This is a genomic window from Nocardia mangyaensis (genome assembly GCF_001886715.1).
GTDB lineage: Bacteria > Actinomycetota > Actinomycetes > Mycobacteriales > Mycobacteriaceae > Nocardia > Nocardia mangyaensis.
This window is the reverse complement of the sequence record NZ_CP018082.1, coordinates 897,429-913,502: the sequence shown is the minus strand read 5'-3', so window position 1 is coordinate 913,502 and position 16,074 is coordinate 897,429. Positions and strand designations below refer to the sequence as shown.

Here is a 16,074-nt window from a genome sequence, read left to right as displayed (position 1 = left end):
CCCTGCGGCCTAGAGCTGTTCGGTCTCGGCGTAGTCCTGCTCGCCACCGTCGGTATCACTGAACGTGCCGCTGTCGCTCCACGTTCCGGTGCTCGCGTCGTAACCCACCACGGAGGACGGGTCGAACGACGCCGGGCTGTCCTTCAGCGAGAGGCCGAGCGCGTGGAGCTTGACCTTGACCTCGTCGATGGACTTCTGGCCGAAGTTGCGGATGTCGAGCAGGTCCGACTCGGTGCGGGCGACGAGCTCGCCCACCGTGTGCACACCCTCGCGCTTGAGGCAGTTGTAGGACCGGACGGTGAGGTCCAGGTCCTCGATCGGCAGACCGAAGGAGGCGATGTGATCCGCCTCGGCCGGGCTGGGGCCGATCTCGATGCCCTCGGCTTCGACGTTGAGCTCACGGGCCAGGCCGAAGAGCTCGACCAGGGTCTTACCCGCCGAAGCGAGCGCGTCCCGGGCCGTGATGGAGTTCTTGGTCTCCACGTCGAGGATGAGACGGTCGAAGTCGGTGCGCTGCTCGACACGGGTGGCCTCGACCTTGTAGGTCACCTTGAGCACCGGGGAGTAGATCGAATCCACCGGGATCCTGCCGATTTCCGCACCGGTCGCCTTGTTCTGCACGGCGGGCACGTAACCACGGCCCCGCTCGACGACGAGCTCGATCTCGAGCTTGCCCTTGTCGTTCAGGGTGGCGATGTGCATGTCCGGGTTGTGCACGATGACGCCGGCAGGCGGCACGATGTCACCAGCGGTGACGGCGCCGGGGCCCTGCTTGCGCACGTACATGGTGACCGGCTCGTCCTCTTCGGAGGACACGACCAGGCCCTTGAGGTTCAGGATGATGTCGGTGACATCCTCCTTCACGCCGGGAACGGTGGTGAACTCGTGCAGGACGCCGTCGATGCGGATGCTCGTGACCGCGGCCCCCGGAATGGAGGACAGCAGGGTACGACGCAGCGAGTTGCCGAGGGTGTAGCCGAAGCCCGGCTCGAGCGGTTCGATGGTGAACTTCGAGCGGTTCTCGGCAACGACCTCTTCGGTCAGTGTCGGGCGCTGGGAAATCAGCATGAGGATCTACTTCCTGTTCAGGGCGTCCGCTATTTGACGCCTGGTCAGTGATTGCGGGGGCCGTCGTGTCAACGACCCCCACCGTTGAGCGATTACTTCGAGTAGTACTCGACGATGAGCTGTTCGGTCAGCGGCACATCGATCTGCGCGCGCTCGGGCAGCTGGTGGACCAGGATGCGCAGGCGGCCGGGGACGACCTGCAGCCAACCGGGGACCTGACGATCGCCGACGGTCTCACGCGCGACCTGGAACGGCAGGGTCGGCAGCGACTTCTCCCTGACATCGATGATGTCGTACTGGGAGACCTGGTAGCTGGGCACGTCCACCTTGACACCGTTGACGGTGAAGTGACCGTGGCTGACCAGCTGGCGAGCCTGACGACGGGTACGCGCCAGACCGGCGCGGTACACGACGTTGTCCAGACGCGACTCGAGCAGACGGAGCAGGTTGTCGCCGGTCTTGCCCTTGAGGCGGTTGGCCTCTTCGTAGTAGCGACGGAACTGCTTCTCCATGACGCCGTAGGAGAAGCGAGCCTTCTGCTTCTCCTGCAGCTGCATGAGGTACTCGGATTCCTTGATCCGCGCGCGGCCGTGCTGGCCGGGCGGGTAAGGACGACGCTCGAACGCCTGGTCGCCTCCGACGAGGTCGACGCGCAGACGACGCGACTTGCGGGTGATGGGGCCTGTATAACGTGCCATTTCAGCTGTTCCTTTCCCGCTTAGACGCGACGCCGCTTGGGCGGACGGCAGCCGTTGTGCGGCTGCGGGGTGACATCGGAGATCGAGCCCACTTCCAGGCCCGCGGCCTGCAGCGAACGGATCGCGGTCTCGCGGCCCGAACCCGGGCCCTTCACGAACACGTCGACCTTCTTGACACCGTTCTCCTGCGCCTTGCGGGCAGCGTTCTCGGCGGCGAGCTGCGCGGCGAACGGGGTGCTCTTACGCGAACCCTTGAAGCCGACGTGACCCGACGACGCCCACGAGATGACATTGCCCTCGGGGTCGGTGATCGAGACGATGGTGTTGTTGAACGTGCTCTTGATGTGCGCGTGGCCGTGCGGGATGTTCTTCTTATCCCGGCGACGCGACTTCTGAGTCTTCTTCGGGCCAGCGGCCCGGCTCTTCGGAGGCATACGCTATCCCTACTTCTTCTTGCCGGCGACGGTCTTCTTCGGACCCTTGCGCGTACGCGCGTTGGTCTTGGTGCGCTGACCACGAACGGGCAGGCCACGACGGTGGCGGATGCCCTGGTAGCAGCCGATCTCGATCTTGCGACGAATATCGGCCTGAACCTCGCGGCGCAGGTCACCTTCGACCTTGTAGTCCGAAGCCTCGATGTACTCGCGGAGCTTCGACAGGTCGTCGTCGTTCAGGTCCTTGGAGCGCAGGTCGGGGCTCACGCCCGTCTCGGCCAGGATCTGGGCGGCGCGGGTGCGCCCGATTCCGAAAATGTAGGTCAGCGCGATCTCCATGCGCTTTTCGCGCGGGAGATCGACGCCCATCAGACGTGCCATGTGGCAGGTTCCTTAATGGTTGCGGAGGTCTGCTCCCCGTCCGTCCCCCCGTCTTTGCAGTGGGGGCACCGGCCTCCGTGCCGGTGGTTGGCGCGTGCGAATCCTCGTGCACGTGCTGGAGCTGGGAGTTCTTCTTTTCGGTCAGTCCGATCAGACGATCGGTGCCCGGCGGTGAGGCTCGATCAGCCCTGACGCTGCTTGTGGCGCAGGTTGTCGCAGATCACCATGACCCGACCGTGACGGCGGATCACCTTGCACTTCTCGCAGATCTTCTTGACGCTCGGCTGAACCTTCACGTCCGTCCAATCTCTTCTTGGTTCACGAAGGTCTCGTGAACACAGTTTTTCCCCAGCCGACGACTGGGGAAGTCTTGGTGCGTGTTCCGGGCGGGCCCGAAACACCATGCGACGCCGCGTGCCCTCGGGCTCGCGGCGTCAGGCGGGTCTCACTTGTAGCGGTAGACAATCCGGCCGCGTGAGAGGTCGTACGGCGACAGCTCGACGACCACGCGGTCTTCCGGAAGGATGCGAATGTAGTGCTGCCGCATCTTTCCGCTGATGTGCGCGAGAACCTTGTGACCGTTCTCGAGCTCGATCCGGAACATCGCATTGGGCAGCGGCTCGACAACTCGACCCTCGACCTCGATGGCCCCGTCTTTCTTCGCCATATCCTCCGCGATCCCGGTTATGCTCAACCTGAGTTGGATTGCCTCGTAGCTGCTCACTCGCAGGTCCCGACGGACTTGTCGGTATGCATGCGAACAGTCGGCGCATAGGTGCACCGCCGCTCAAGCTTACCGGGCCGGGTGGCCAGAGGCAAAAACGCCCCGAACCGTACACCCGGTCCGGCTCTCTCGCCCGCCCGGACCACCCGCCACGACCCCCGGGTTGTCGCGTAAACTCACCGACGTCCAGAAGTGGGTCGAGCAGATCGGGGGACCCTGGTGAGCGGAGCGCACCGGTGAGCCGCAGCAACGACAGCCTCCCCATGTTGCCGCCGTGGCTGTCGGAGAGCGAAGTCACCAAGGTCGGTTACGAGGCTCCGGTCGAGAACCTGCCCCAGGAAGATGAGATCGACGAGGCGCCCAAACGCCGCCGCTTCATGGGACTTGGCGGTGGCGACGATGCCCGGAAGGACAAACGCCGGGGCAAGCGCAGGGACAAGCACGCCGAGGAAACCGAGAGCGCTCCCGCGCAGCCCGGTGGTGCCTGGTCGACCGGCACGCCCGACGCCGCCCCCGGCCCCCAGGCTCCCGGATGGCAGCAACCGGGCCCGAACGCGACCCCGAACACCGCCGCCCCGGCCAACGACACCGCGCCGTGGCAGGGCGGCAACACTCCGGCGTCCGGCCCCGCCCCGTGGGAGAACAACGCCACCCCCGCCACCGGCCCCGCGCCCTGGCAGGGGGGCCCGTCGGCGAACGAGCGCGCCCCCTGGGACAACGGCTTCCAGTCAGGTCCCGCGCCGACCGCGAACGACCACCTGTCACCAGAAGGCGGCGCGATCCCGCCACGGCGCGACCCCGCCGCACCGCAGGGCGGCCCCACGCCGAACAGCGCACCGCGGGAAAGCGGCGCGACCCCGTCCGCCGCCACTCGCGAGCACTCGCCTCGGCACGGTGCGCCGACACCGGCGCAGCCCGCGCCGTGGGAAAGCGGTCGGATCGGTGCGCACGGTCAGGCTCCGGCCGGTACCACGCCCCCCGCGCCCTCGCATGGTCCGGCGCCGGTGGGTCCCGGTGCGACACCGCCCGCGCAGCACGGCCCGGTGACCGGCGCTCAGGTTCCACCGCAGTCCGCCGCACCGGCGCCCGAGGCGCCCACCGACCCCGGCCCCGGCCTGCCCACCCGCAGACCGGGCCCGCCCTCGACCGGCTTCACTCCCCTCGGCCCGACCCGCCGCCCCGACCTGCCGCCACCACCACCGCTGCCGGACCCGCCTGCCCCGAGCGAGGCCGCGCGGGTCGCCCCCGAACAGCCCCGCCAGGCCCCGCCCCGCCTGACGGCACCGGCACCGGCCGACTCCACCCCCGCTACCCCACAGCAGGTTTCCCCCCGCCCCACATCCACGCGCTCCGAGACCGCCGACCCCGAGCCGATCGCCGCTCCCCCGAGCGAGTCCGCCCGCCCATCGACCCCTGGCCCCCGCCACTCGGCCCCCGAACTGCCGATCCCCGCCGCGAGTGCCCCCGCCGACCCGTCGAGCGCGACCTCCACGCCCCCGTCCGGCCCGTCGATCGCGACTTCCACACCCGCGCAGGCCACAGCGCCAGCACCACCTGGCGCAAACCCCGCAGGCGCCGAACCGAGCGCTGCGCCGAACGCCCCCACCGCCTCGACCCCCGCCGACTCCGAAGTCAGTGCCACCGACTCCGGTCCCCGTGAGCCGGTCCCTGGCGCCGCGACACCCGCCACCGACCGCCGCCCTGATATCGCGGCCCCGCAGCGACACGCACCCTCGGCGGAGGGCGCACCGGCAGTCACCGGCCGTCGGGCAGCCAGATCCGATGCCGACGAACCGTCGACTCCCTCTTCGGGAGCTCAGCGCGGGCATTCCGCTCCGGCGGACCAAGCCGCCCAGGGCACCGGTCACCAGCCAGGCGCTTCCGCCACCGGTGCTCAGCCCCCGCTGCGGCCGGAGACCGACGTCTCCGCGACGCGAGCGGCCAACGCGCCCCTCACTCCCGCGGACCACGGCGACCAGAGCACGGGTCGACCTGCGGCCGCGAGCGGCGCACCCTCGGTTCCCGGTCAGCAGCATGCCGGCGCGCCGGGCATCGGTTCCTCCGCGGGATCGGCGGGGATGCGCGGTCCGCAGTCGGGTATCCCGCAGGGTCCGGCCGACCCCCGATCCCCGCACGACGCGGGAGGATTCGCGCCGGGGACCGGGCCGGCATCCCCCTACGGCACCGGCGCTGTTCCGCAGCGCGCGCCGGGCAGTGCGGCACCGTCGCCGTATGCCTCGGGGGACAACGCCCAGGTGCCCGCCTATCCGGCGACGCCGCGCTACGACGCGATGCCGGGCGACCCCGCCGATGGCCGGACCGAGGTGTTCCGGTCGGATGATCCGAGGGTGCAGGCTGCTCAGCATCGGGCGCCCGCGAGCGATCCGAGCCCCACCAACGGACCGGTCGGTTTCGATCCGAACCGTCCGGGTGGCGGCCAGCACGCGCACACCGGTTACCGCTCCGGCGAATTCGCGCAGCCGACCGACGCGACCCCGCCGCAGCATGCGGCCGCGTACCACCAGCGGCCCGACGGCACTTTCGTCCAGCCGTCTCAGCAGTTCGACGCCCGCCCCGGCCAGCCGGACGGCGCGCTCGGCCAGCCCTACCAGCGACCGGATGGGACCTGGGCGCAGCACACCGGCGCGCCGGCGCAGCCGTACCAGCAGGCGCCCGGCCAACCGCCCGCGAACCACGGCCAGTGGGGAGCGCAGCCACCGGGATTCCAACAGCCCTCGCTCGACAACGTCCCCGTCAAGCGCGTCAAGAAGGCGCCGGGCAGCGGCTGGCGCAAAGCGGTGCACCATGTTTCGGGTGGCGCGATCAATCCGGGCATGTCCGCGGAGGAGCGGCGCCTGCAGGAACTGGTGGCGCGCATCCGCCAGCCCGTACGCGGTGACTACCGGATCGCGGTGCTCTCGCTCAAAGGTGGCGTCGGCAAGACGACGACCACCACCGGCCTCGGGTCGATCTTCGCCTCGATCCGTGGCGACCGGGTGATCGCGGTCGACGCGAACCCCGACTTCGGCACCCTGTCCCAGCGCGTGGCGTTGCAGACCCGATCGACCGTGCGCGATCTGCTGCTCGATCCCTCGATCGAGCGCTACTCCGATGTCCGCAGACACACCTCGCAGAGCTCGAGCCGCCTGGAAGTGCTCGCCAGCGAACGGGATCCGGCCGCGTCGGAGTCGTTCAACGACGAGGAATACCGCGCGGTGGCCCGCATTCTGCAGCGGTTCTACAACATCATCCTCACCGACTGCGGCACCGGCCTGATGCACTCGGCGATGAGCGGCGTGCTCGACCTGGCGCATTCGCTGGTGCTGATCTCCTCGGCCGCGATCGACGGCGCCCGCAGCGCCGCGGCCACGCTGGACTGGTTGTCGCTGCACGGGCACGACCACCTGGTCCGCAACGCGGTGGTGGTGATCAATCTGCCGCGTGAGGGTTCCCCGAATGTCGGCGTCCAGCAGCTACGTGAGTACTTTCTCTCGCGGTGCCGCGCCGTGCACATCATCCCCTATGACGAGCATCTGTCCGAAGGCGCCGAGATCGACCTGCACCGCCTGCACAAGTCGACCAAGCGCGCCTATGTGGAGCTGGCCGCGACGGTGGCCGACGAGTTCAGCGTGCGGCACCACCGGTTCGGCTGACGCGCGGCGGCGCCCCTCACCACTCGGGTAGTCGCCTGCGCCCGGCGATCACATCACGCACCAGATCGTCGTAGGCGTCGGCCAGTTCGGCGAGGTGATGCCAGGCGCAGTGCAGCATCTCGTCGTTGGCGGCCAGGGTCATCAGTGCGTGATGGGCGCGCACCGACGACTCGGCAAGCCGGTCGATGACCGCGCCGATGGTCTCGGTGTGCAGGGTGGCGCCGAGCCGATGCTGGGGCACGCCGCGCAGCACCCAGTCGTCGATCGCGAGGACGAGTTCGCTGCGGCGGCAGTCGATCTCCCGCATCACCACGGGATCGGTGTCAACTGATCCGCCGCGCCCGACGACGCGCTTCTCGTGCAGCACCGCCAGATCACGCGCGAACCACAGCAGGGGCCCACCCACCACACGGTGGCCGCGACACGCCCGGACGAGGAGATCGGAGAGCGGCAGTAGACCGGTGCTCGCCGGTGGCCCGGCGGTATCGACACACCGCAGTGTGTCGGGGAAAGCCATTACAACCGTTGAACTCTCCGAACCAGCCACGTTGCCTCGCCGTCATCGCCGCACAGCACCGGATCAGGACGTTCATTACAATAAACCTCGCAAGCTTCCTGTCAAGCATTACTCGGCCGTAGGTAACCCAGACGAGTACACTTCGTTACCTGCACGACCTACCGAGGAGCATGATGGCGGACGGTCCGACCTACCTCCGGATCGCGAACCTCCTCCGCGAGGAGATCCGCGCGGGCACGTGGAAACCGGCCGACCGGCTGCCCAGCCATTCCGAGCTGGCCGAGCAGATGCAGGTCTCGATCACCACCGCGCGCAACGCGATTCAGGTGCTGGTCGCCGAAAACCTCGTCTACACAGCGACTTCCCGCGGCACGATCGTGCGAAACCAGGAAGTGCTGGAATCGGTGGTCACCGACCACATCCGTCGCGATCGTCCCCGGTCCGCACACGACATCTTCGAGGAGATCGCGCGCGCGGCGAACCGGGAGCCGTCCAAGGAATTCAGCGCCAAGATGGAACCCGCCGACTCCCAGGTGGCGCACTGGCTCGGCGTGGCGGTCGACTCCTGGGTGCTCGCCCGCACCGTGGTGCAGTACCTCGACAACGAACCGTGGTCGTGGGAGGTGAGTTTCTACCCACGCGATCTCGCCGAGGCGGCAGGCATCGACTCACCGCACGACATCCCCGAGGGCACCACCCGTCGGCTGGCCGACCGGGGCTACGGCGAGACCGCGCACCGCGACACCGTGCTGGCCCGCGCCGCCACCGCGGCCGAGGCCGCCGTGCTCGGCGTCGCCACCGGCACCGTGCTGCTCGACCATCTGCGCATCGGCGCCAACCACGAACGGGTCACCCGGGCGACCCGGCATCGTTCCCTGGCCGGCCGCAACCGGCTGGCCTACCAACTCGGCGACGCGACGGGCACCGACGTCATCGCCCGAACCCTCGGCATCGCAAGCGGGCCTGCCGTCGCCTTGCCATGACGGTGACCATGCGTCCGGCCACCCTGGGTGACCTGGCGCTGATCTGCCGCCTGCGCGTCCAGCGCACCTCCTGGCTGACCGCGCGCGGCTCCGACCAGTGGACCGTCGCCGGCCGCGGCCGCGCGATCGAAACCTTCGCCGCCGCCGTGGGCCGCGCACTGGACCGTGGCGAGACCTGGATCGCCGAGTTCGAGGGCGCGCCGGCGGGCACCATCACCGTCAACCACCGCGCCGACCCCGGCCTCTGGTCACCCTGGGAACTGGCCGAATCCGTGATCGTCCACTTCATGATCGTCGACCTGTGCTTCGCGGGCCGAAAAGTAGGTCACCACATGCTCGCCCACGCCGCCGACCTCGCCACCCGCCAACACCGCCCCTGGGTCCGCCTCGACGCCTGGACCACCAACACCGCACTCCACGACTACTACCGTCGCGAAGGCTTCACCATGGCCCGCATCGCCGGCCCCGTCGCCAGCGGCCCGTCGAAAGCCCTCTTCGAACGCCCCACCACCAGCTGGCCGCCCCGCCTACCGCCCCGCCGCACCGCGACCGCGCATCGCTCCGTCCCCGCGGCCTCGCTCCGGGACTGAATCACAACTCCGGCAGGTGGGCGATCTGGATCATCTCCTCGCCGAGGGCACGGGAGACCAGGGTGCCGCGGCCGGGCGGAAGTTTGCTGGGACGCAAGTTGCCGAAGAGTTTGCCTTCGTCTCGGGAGCCGCTCATGACCAGGGCGTCCACGGACAGGTTCTTCATACCGCCCATCACGTTGTCCATCAGTGCGCGACCCGCGCCGCCCATCCGGCGGGCGGCGACGAAGTGGAAGCCGAGATCGCGGGCCTGCGGGAGGTATTCGACCAGCGGGGCGAACGGGCTGTTCACGGCGCCTCCGGTCATCACCATGTCGTAGTCGTCGACGACGACATAGATCTCCGAGCCGGTCCACCAACTGCGCTCCCTGAGCTGCTGCGGGGTGACGTCGGCGGGCGGGAGGCGTTTGGCAAGGAACGCCGCGACCTCCTTCATCATCGGTCCACAGGTCTGCGCCGAGGTCGAGTAGCCGGCCAGCTGGTCGCCCTCCAGGACGCCGAGCATGGTGCGGCGGTAGTCGACGAGGATGAAGCGGGCCTGTTCGGCAGTGGTGCGGTCGGCGATGCCCTGCACGATGTTGCGCAGCAGCGTGGTTTTGCCGCAGCCGACGTCGGCGAACGCCATGAAGTGCGGTTGGGCCTCGAAATCCAGTACGAGCGGGGTCAATTCACTCTCGCCGAGCCCGATCACGACGTGCTTGGCGTCCTCGACGATGCCCGTCGCCGCGGCCTGGGCCAGCAGTTCCTCGCGGCTGAACTGCAGCGGCAGCATCCGCACTTCGGGCGCGCGGCGGGTGCCGTAGAGCTCGGTGAGTTGTTTGCGCGCCGTGGCGACGCCGTCGGCGAGAGTGTCGGAGTCGGAGTCGGAGTCCAGTCGGGGCAGGGCGATGAGCATCTGCAGCTGGTCGGGGGTGAGGCCGCGGCCGGGTCGGCCCATGGGCACTGATCCAGCGGTGCGCCTACCCATTTCGGAGTCCGACGGGTCGCCGAGGCGCAGCTCCAGGCGAGTACCGATCTGGTCCTTGACCACCGGCCGGATCTCGGCCCAGCGGGAGGCGCCGAGCATCAGATGGATGCCGAACGACAGGCCCTGTTTGGCGATGGCGTTGATCAGCGGCTCCAGGCTGTCGAATTCTTCCCGGATGACCGCCCACCCGTCGATCACCAGGAATACGTCTCCGAACCGGTCCTCGGCGAGCGGATCCCCCTCGCCGCCACCCGATTGCTCTTTGCGCCGACGGAATTCGGCCATGGATTCGATGCCGAGCTCGGTGAACAGTTCCTCGCGGCGGCGCAGCAAGCTGGTCAGCTCGGCGACCGTCCGGCGGACCCGGTCGACATCGAGGCGGCCGGCCACCGAGCCCACGTGTGGCATCCCGACCAGACCGGCCATGCTGCCGCCACCGAAATCCAGGCAGTAGAACTGCACCTGTTCGGGCGTGTGGGTGGCGGCCGCCGCCACGATGAGGGTGCGCAAGGTGGTGGACTTACCCGACTGCGGACCGCCGACCACCGCGACGTGCCCCTGCGCACCCGACAGCTCCACGGTGAGGACGTCGCGGCGCTGTTCGTAGGGCTTGTCGACCACGCCGACCGGCATCCACAGCCGACCGTTGCGGTTGTTCAGCGAGCGCCAATCCGGATCGGGCAGCAGCATGTCCACGCTGGGCGATTCGTCCAGCGGCGGCAGCCAGACCTCGTGGGCTGGGCGTCCGTGCCCGATGAGCCGGTCCACCACCACTTCCAGCAGCGTCGCCGGGACGCCTTCGGCGGGCGCTGCGCTCGCCGAAGGCGGTGGCGGCGGCAGGCCCAGCGGATCGTCGGCGGCGACCGTACTCCCGGCGACCTCCGACAACTCGACCGGCGCGGCGGTGAACACCCGCGGCGGCAGGACATCGACCGGCCGCCCGTCCACCTCGGGGGCACTGCGGGGCGCCACATACGGCCCGGAGACGTAAGTGGCGGTGAACCGCAGTGGGTCGGCCGAGTCACTCTTCAGATAGCCCGCGCCGGGCACGCTGGGCAGGTGGTAGGCGTCGGTGATGCCGAGAACCGCGCGGGATTCGTTGGCGGAGAAGGTGCGCAGGCCGATCCGGTAGGACAGATGCGAGTCCAGGCCACGCAGTTTGTTCTCCTCCAGCCGCTGGGAGGCCAGCAGCAGGTGCACATGCAGCGAGCGGCCCAGCCGTCCGATCATCACGAACAGATCCGCGAAATCCGGTTTCTGCGAGAGCAATTCGGAGAACTCGTCGACCACGACGAACAGCGCGGGCAGCGGGTCGAGCGCCGCCCCTGCCGCCCGCGCCTTCTCGTAGTCGTTGACATTGGCGAAGTTGCCCGCCGAGCGCAGCAGCTCCTGGCGCCGATTCATCTCGCCGGCCAATGCGTCTTTCATGCGGTCCACCATCGAGAGCTCTTCTTCGAGGTTGGTGATGACCGCGGCGACGTGCGGCAGCGGGTCGAGCCCGAGGAAGGTGGCGCCGCCCTTGAAGTCGACCAGGACCAGGTTCAGCGCGTCCGGGGAGTGCGTGGTGACCAGCGAGAGCACCAGCGTGCGCAGGAATTCCGATTTGCCGGAGCCGGTGGCGCCGATGCACAGCCCGTGCGGGCCCATGCCATTCTCGGCGGACTCCTTGATGTCGATTTCGACCGGGCTGCCATCGGGTGTGATGCCGATCGGCACCCGGAGCCGTTCGCGCGCGGTGCGGGGACGCCACACCCGGTTCGGCTCGATGCGCGCGGCGTCGGGAATCTTCAGCAGCGCCATGAGGCCCGGATCGGCGGTGCTGACATCGTCACCGAGGCTGACGATCTGGGCCGCGGTGGCGATCCGGTAGCGAGCCAGCGCGCGGGCGAGGGATTCCGCTTCGGCGAGGGTGACCGAGTCGGCGGTGGCGAACTTCTCCACGCCCGCTGCGCTCCGGGCCGAGATCTCGCCGTCGGCGGCCACCAACTGTAGGCCGCGACGCGCCGCCAGACCACCCTCGGGCGCGGTGAGGTCGAGGACGGTGACCGAATCCAGGCCGGATTCGCTGATCACCCGTTCGGTGCCGCTGACGTAGCCGTCGTCGATCACCACCACCAGGTGGATCCGCCCCTGGGTGGGTTGCGGATTGCGCATGAAGCGGCCGCGTTCGAGGAGTTCGTCGCCGAGCGCGGTCTCCAGTTCGGCGAGCGAGTCGTACATCATGCGCGCCGCGCCCATGCCGTCGCGCTGGTCCGGATGTTGCAGGTGCGGCAGCCATTTCGCCCACGACCAGCTGGGTCCGTCGGGTTCGGCGCAGACGATGGCGATGGCCACGTGGTCGGGTCCGTGAAAGGCAGTCAGCTCGACGAGCATGGCGCGCACCAGCATTCGCGCCTCGGCGTGCTCACCTTCGACATTGATCGCGGGAAACGCGCGCAGCGAGACCGCGGTCGGCAACTGGTGCACCACCGAATGGGTGCGCACGAATCGGCGCAGCGCCACGGTCGAGACCGGTTCCAGGTCCTCCAGCGGACCCGTCTCGGGGCGGGCCAACTTGGTGGCCAGACGATGACTGCCGACCCCCACCCGGACGTGCCCGAAATCGATATCGCTCGGCCGCCTTTCCCACATCCGCCGGGACCCCACCATCGGCAGCAGGTCACCGGGGTCTGGGTGACTCCACAGCAGCGCCGCGTGCTGTTCGGCGCCGGTGCGCCCGACGTCCTTGCGGATCTGGTCGAGGTAGCGGAAGTAGTCCTTGCGGTCCTCGTTGAGTTCGGCGGGCCGCTTCTGCCCGCCGCCACCGCGGAATCCGGCCATCATGCCGACCATCGACATGATCATCATCAGCGGGAACATCATCATGAAGGGGTTGCGCATGAGGTCGCGGCCCATCATGACCATCATCCCGATCATCCCGATCACGGCCACCACCATCACCACGGGCATGAGCTTGGTGATCAGCGGAGTCGGCACGTTGCGGGGGATCTCCGGCGGTGCTGTGAGCGCCACCTCACCGCCGGGCACCCGCGGCGGCGCCACCCGGGGACGGCGAACGAATCCCTCGGTGGTCATGCGTCTCCGTCCTGTGGTGGGTCCAGCTCTGGCAGCTCGTCGCGGTCGTGCCGGAACGCTCTGGCCAGGGCCAGACCGATGCCGAGCACAGTCATCGCCGCGATCGAGCCGGCCAGTGCGATCCGGCGCGGGCGGGGATCGGGGCCTGCCGCGTAGGCCGGTTCGGCGATGGCGCGTGGTGTCATGGCGCCGTCGCCGATCGGCCGGTCGGGCAGTGGTGCGGTGAGCGCGGCCAGCGGGTCGATGAGGCCGTGGCCGATGCGGTCGTCGCGGCCGGGGCCGGGGGCGTGCGCGGTGCGGGTGATGCGGTCGATCACCTGCTGGGCGGTCAGCTCCGGGTACCGGGACCGGATGAGGGCGGCGAGCCCGGCCACGTAGGGCGCAGCGAAGCTGGTGCCCTCCACCGAGTGGATGCCCTCGGCGGTCTGCACCCCGTTCACCAGACCGGCGCCGCCGGGTTTCGAGTCGAGCGAGACGATGTCGCGGCCGATCGCGGCCACTCCGACCCACGGTCCATACAGCGTGAGCGCCGAGGGCGCGCCGTCGGGGTCGACCGACGCGACAGGCAGCACGTAGGGCTGAAACCAGGCCGGACTGGCCACCGTCTGCACCCCGCCCCACCCGGACCGCTCGTTCTGCTGGGCGCAGCTTCCGCCGGACTGCAGATTGCCCGCTGCCACCACGACCACCACGTTGCGCTCGTAGGCATAGCGCACAGCCGCGCCGAGGGCGGCATCGGCCTGATCGCCCCCGGCAGGAGTGCAGGCCACCTCGGAGATGTTGATGACGGTCGCGCCCAGATCGACGGCGCGAACCACCGCGGCGGCCAGGGTCAGCACATTGCCGTAGCCCGCGTCCGCGATGCTGCCCGGGTTCGGGGTGCGATTGCGCTCGACCGGTTCGAAGGCAAGGCTGAGCTGGCGAATGGTGAGGATCTCGGCCTCCGGCGCCACGCCGGTGAACGCGTCGCCGGGATCAGGTCGGGCGGCGATGATCCCGGCGACCAACGTGCCGTGGCCGTCGCAGTCGACGGTGCCGTCGCTGTCGGAGACGAAATCGCCACCGGGCTGCAGCGCGGGCAGGCGTGGGTGCGGATTCACCCCGGTATCGATCACCGCGACCTTTTGTCCAGCACCCCGACTGAACTGCCAGGCCGCGGGCAGATCGAGAACCCGCTGCGCGAACGGCGGCTCCTGGGGCGAGCCGCCGGTGAGCACCGGTTCGGCGCAGACGGTTCGCTGCTCGGTGGGTTCCAGCGGTCGCGGCTGCCCGCTCAGATCCCGAGCCGGCCCCAGCGCAGCGAGGTCGACCACAGGCGGAGGCAGCGCCGCCGCCACGGACTGGGGCACCACCACGGCCGAGCCGGCCACGAGGCAGGCCGCGGCAACCCGGCGGAGGTGAGAACCCCGCGCCGTCATAGGTTTCGGGCCATCGAGTACACGTCGAGAAGCCACAGCACCAACGGCACGACCGTGACGATCAGCAGGTATTCGAAGATCTCCACCGCCCGCCGGGCGACCGGGGTGATCTCGGTGTGCGGGCCGATGACGCCGAACGCCACCACGGCGGCCGCGAAGACCAGCAGCAGCACTGCTGCGGTGAGGATTCGGTCCGGTTCGGCGGCAGCCATGGCGATGACGAGCGCGAGAAAGGTCGCCGCGCCGCCCGAGATCAGGGTCGCGGCCTGGGTGAGGTCGGCGAAGGCGCGCCCGCGCAGACACAGGATGATGGCGGCCACCACGGCCAACGCGACCCCCTGCCAGCGCGCGGCGCCGAACGGGTCGGCGGCACCGAGCGCGCCACCGGCTACTGCCACGGTGCAGCCGATCATGATGCCGGACTGGTATCGGTTCGCTGCCCTTGCCCGTCGACCGAGACCGACCGCCGAGGGCAGCGTGGTGGCGCCGACCGCACCGACCCCTTCGATGGTGGGGCGCGGCTCGTGGTCGGCCGGGTCGATGGCGGCGCCCGCGGTGGGCACCGGCGGAATCGGCAGCCGGGCGGCGACCGCCGCGAATCGGGGCGCCAGCGAGATGACGATCAGCGCCACGACCAGCAGGCCGGCAGCGATCTTGGGCAGCCCGGGTTGCCAGATGAACTGCACCGCCGCGCCACCACCGCCGAGTACACCGAGGGTGACCGTGGCCGCGCACAGCAGGGCACCACTCGCAGTGGACCGGTACAGCCCGACCGCGGCGGCGATGCTCAACGAGAACCCGAGCAGCAGATGCGGGCTCCCGAATGGCCCCGGAACCAACAGGATTCCGCCGCCGAAGACGAGCAGCAGCCCGCACAGCGACAGCCACACGGCTGTCGTCTCGTCCTGGAACCGACGGGCCGCGATGGTGGCCGCTGCCGCGGCACCGGCCGCGTACCCGAGCAGCAGCAGCGGCGCGGCGAGCCCGTCGCCGTGACTTCGCCCGGCCGCCAACAGGATCAGCGTGAGCACTGTGGCCAGCCCGGCCCCGAGCAACCCGACCCAGCGCGCCGAGGCGGGTGACCAGCTGCGGAATTCCGCTGCGGTGAGCCGAGATACGGCATCGATGACATCGTCGAACAGCGCGGGCGCTTCCTTGGCGGCGACGGATCGCAGCACCAGCAGGTCTCCGTCGTGCACCTCGGCGTCGAGCAGACTGCGGTTGGGGGCGATGGCCTCGGCGCCGATGCGGGCCAGGGTCCAGCGCTGTGGGTCGGGCACCGCGCCGCCTTCGGCGTCCTCGGTGGCAGGGTCCCTGGAGCCGATGAGTGCCACCAGGTCGGTGATGAAGGCGGCAATCGGGACCGACGCCGGCAATCCGACATCCAGCTGAGTATTTCCGCCGATAACCGATACTCGGCACATTTCCGGTTCGACGGTACGCATACCGCCGTTCGACGACTCGGTCAACGGGTGACGAACTCCGATCTGATGTTGGCCCTGTCGCGATGACGAAAGCTAATGTAGCGGAAGGACCGAACCAACTCGATCCACGAGTTGGCCAGAA

13 protein-coding genes are annotated in these 16,074 nt (G+C 69.4%); 3 read left to right on the top strand and 10 right to left on the bottom strand.

Annotated features, from left to right (window positions below):
* Positions 1-9: 9 nt before the first annotated feature.
* The 6 genes from BOX37_RS04125 to infA all read right to left on the bottom strand — a co-directional run bounded on the left by BOX37_RS04125 (position 10) and on the right by infA (position 3,248).
* Positions 10-1,068, bottom strand: a complete 1,059-nt coding sequence (locus BOX37_RS04125) for a DNA-directed RNA polymerase subunit alpha (RefSeq protein ID WP_071926465.1) — start codon at positions 1,066-1,068, stop codon at positions 10-12.
* A gap of 92 nt (positions 1,069-1,160) precedes the next feature.
* Complete coding sequence (gene rpsD, locus BOX37_RS04120; protein ID WP_071926464.1) at positions 1,161-1,766, bottom strand: 30S ribosomal protein S4; 606 nt, start codon at positions 1,764-1,766, stop codon at positions 1,161-1,163.
* 20 nt (positions 1,767-1,786) lie between these two features.
* The gene (rpsK, locus tag BOX37_RS04115; RefSeq protein WP_019045110.1) at positions 1,787-2,200 is read right to left on the bottom strand and encodes a 30S ribosomal protein S11; all 414 of its coding nucleotides are present in this window, start codon (positions 2,198-2,200) and stop codon (positions 1,787-1,789) included.
* A 9-nt stretch (positions 2,201-2,209) separates the two neighbouring features.
* A complete protein-coding gene (gene rpsM / locus BOX37_RS04110) occupies positions 2,210-2,581 on the bottom strand; it encodes a 30S ribosomal protein S13 (RefSeq protein ID WP_071926463.1) in 372 nt (123 codons plus the stop codon).
* Between the two features lie 182 nt (positions 2,582-2,763).
* The gene (rpmJ, locus tag BOX37_RS04105) at positions 2,764-2,877 is read right to left on the bottom strand and encodes a 50S ribosomal protein L36 (protein WP_011207363.1); all 114 of its coding nucleotides are present in this window, start codon (positions 2,875-2,877) and stop codon (positions 2,764-2,766) included.
* Positions 2,878-3,026: 149 nt separating this feature from the next.
* Positions 3,027-3,248: a translation initiation factor IF-1 gene (gene infA, locus BOX37_RS04100; RefSeq protein ID WP_003418601.1), complete on the bottom strand. Its 222-nt coding sequence runs from the start codon at positions 3,246-3,248 to the stop codon at positions 3,027-3,029.
* Between the two features lie 293 nt (positions 3,249-3,541).
* Here infA and BOX37_RS35910 point away from each other — a divergent pair, with 293 nt between their 5' ends.
* Positions 3,542-6,958 carry a MinD/ParA family ATP-binding protein gene (locus BOX37_RS35910; protein ID WP_338039842.1) on the top strand — a complete coding sequence of 1,139 codons (3,417 nt, stop codon included), beginning with the start codon at positions 3,542-3,544 and terminating at the stop codon, positions 6,956-6,958.
* Positions 6,959-6,974: 16 nt separating this feature from the next.
* On the opposite strand, the gene BOX37_RS04090 is transcribed toward BOX37_RS35910, so the two are convergent.
* A complete protein-coding gene (locus BOX37_RS04090; protein WP_071926462.1) occupies positions 6,975-7,475 on the bottom strand; it encodes a DUF4254 domain-containing protein in 501 nt (166 codons plus the stop codon).
* Positions 7,476-7,648: 173 nt separating this feature from the next.
* Between BOX37_RS04090 and BOX37_RS04085 the strand changes: the two genes are divergently transcribed.
* Both BOX37_RS04085 and BOX37_RS04080 read left to right on the top strand, forming a co-directional pair.
* On the top strand, positions 7,649-8,458 hold the full coding sequence (locus tag BOX37_RS04085) for a GntR family transcriptional regulator (RefSeq protein ID WP_240505204.1): 810 nt from the start codon (positions 7,649-7,651) through the stop codon (positions 8,456-8,458).
* Positions 8,455-9,048 carry a GNAT family N-acetyltransferase gene (locus tag BOX37_RS04080; RefSeq protein WP_071926460.1) on the top strand — a complete coding sequence of 198 codons (594 nt, stop codon included), beginning with the start codon at positions 8,455-8,457 and terminating at the stop codon, positions 9,046-9,048. Before BOX37_RS04085 ends, BOX37_RS04080 begins: the two co-directional genes overlap by 4 nt.
* Position 9,049: 1 nt before the next feature.
* Here BOX37_RS04080 and eccCa read toward each other — a convergent pair whose 3' ends face one another.
* Genes eccCa through eccD form a run of 3 tightly spaced genes read right to left on the bottom strand, consistent with a single transcriptional unit; the run spans position 9,050 to position 15,932 of the window.
* Positions 9,050-13,090 (bottom strand): type VII secretion protein EccCa, encoded by a 4,041-nt coding sequence (gene eccCa, locus BOX37_RS04075; protein WP_071926459.1) that lies wholly within the window; start codon positions 13,088-13,090, stop codon positions 9,050-9,052.
* The gene (gene mycP, locus BOX37_RS04070; RefSeq protein ID WP_071926458.1) at positions 13,087-14,508 is read right to left on the bottom strand and encodes a type VII secretion-associated serine protease mycosin; all 1,422 of its coding nucleotides are present in this window, start codon (positions 14,506-14,508) and stop codon (positions 13,087-13,089) included. The genes eccCa and mycP overlap by 4 nt, the downstream gene beginning before the upstream one ends.
* On the bottom strand, positions 14,505-15,932 hold the full coding sequence (eccD, locus tag BOX37_RS04065; protein WP_071931171.1) for a type VII secretion integral membrane protein EccD: 1,428 nt from the start codon (positions 15,930-15,932) through the stop codon (positions 14,505-14,507). Before eccD ends, mycP begins: the two co-directional genes overlap by 4 nt.
* Between the last annotated feature and the right edge of the window lie 142 nt (positions 15,933-16,074).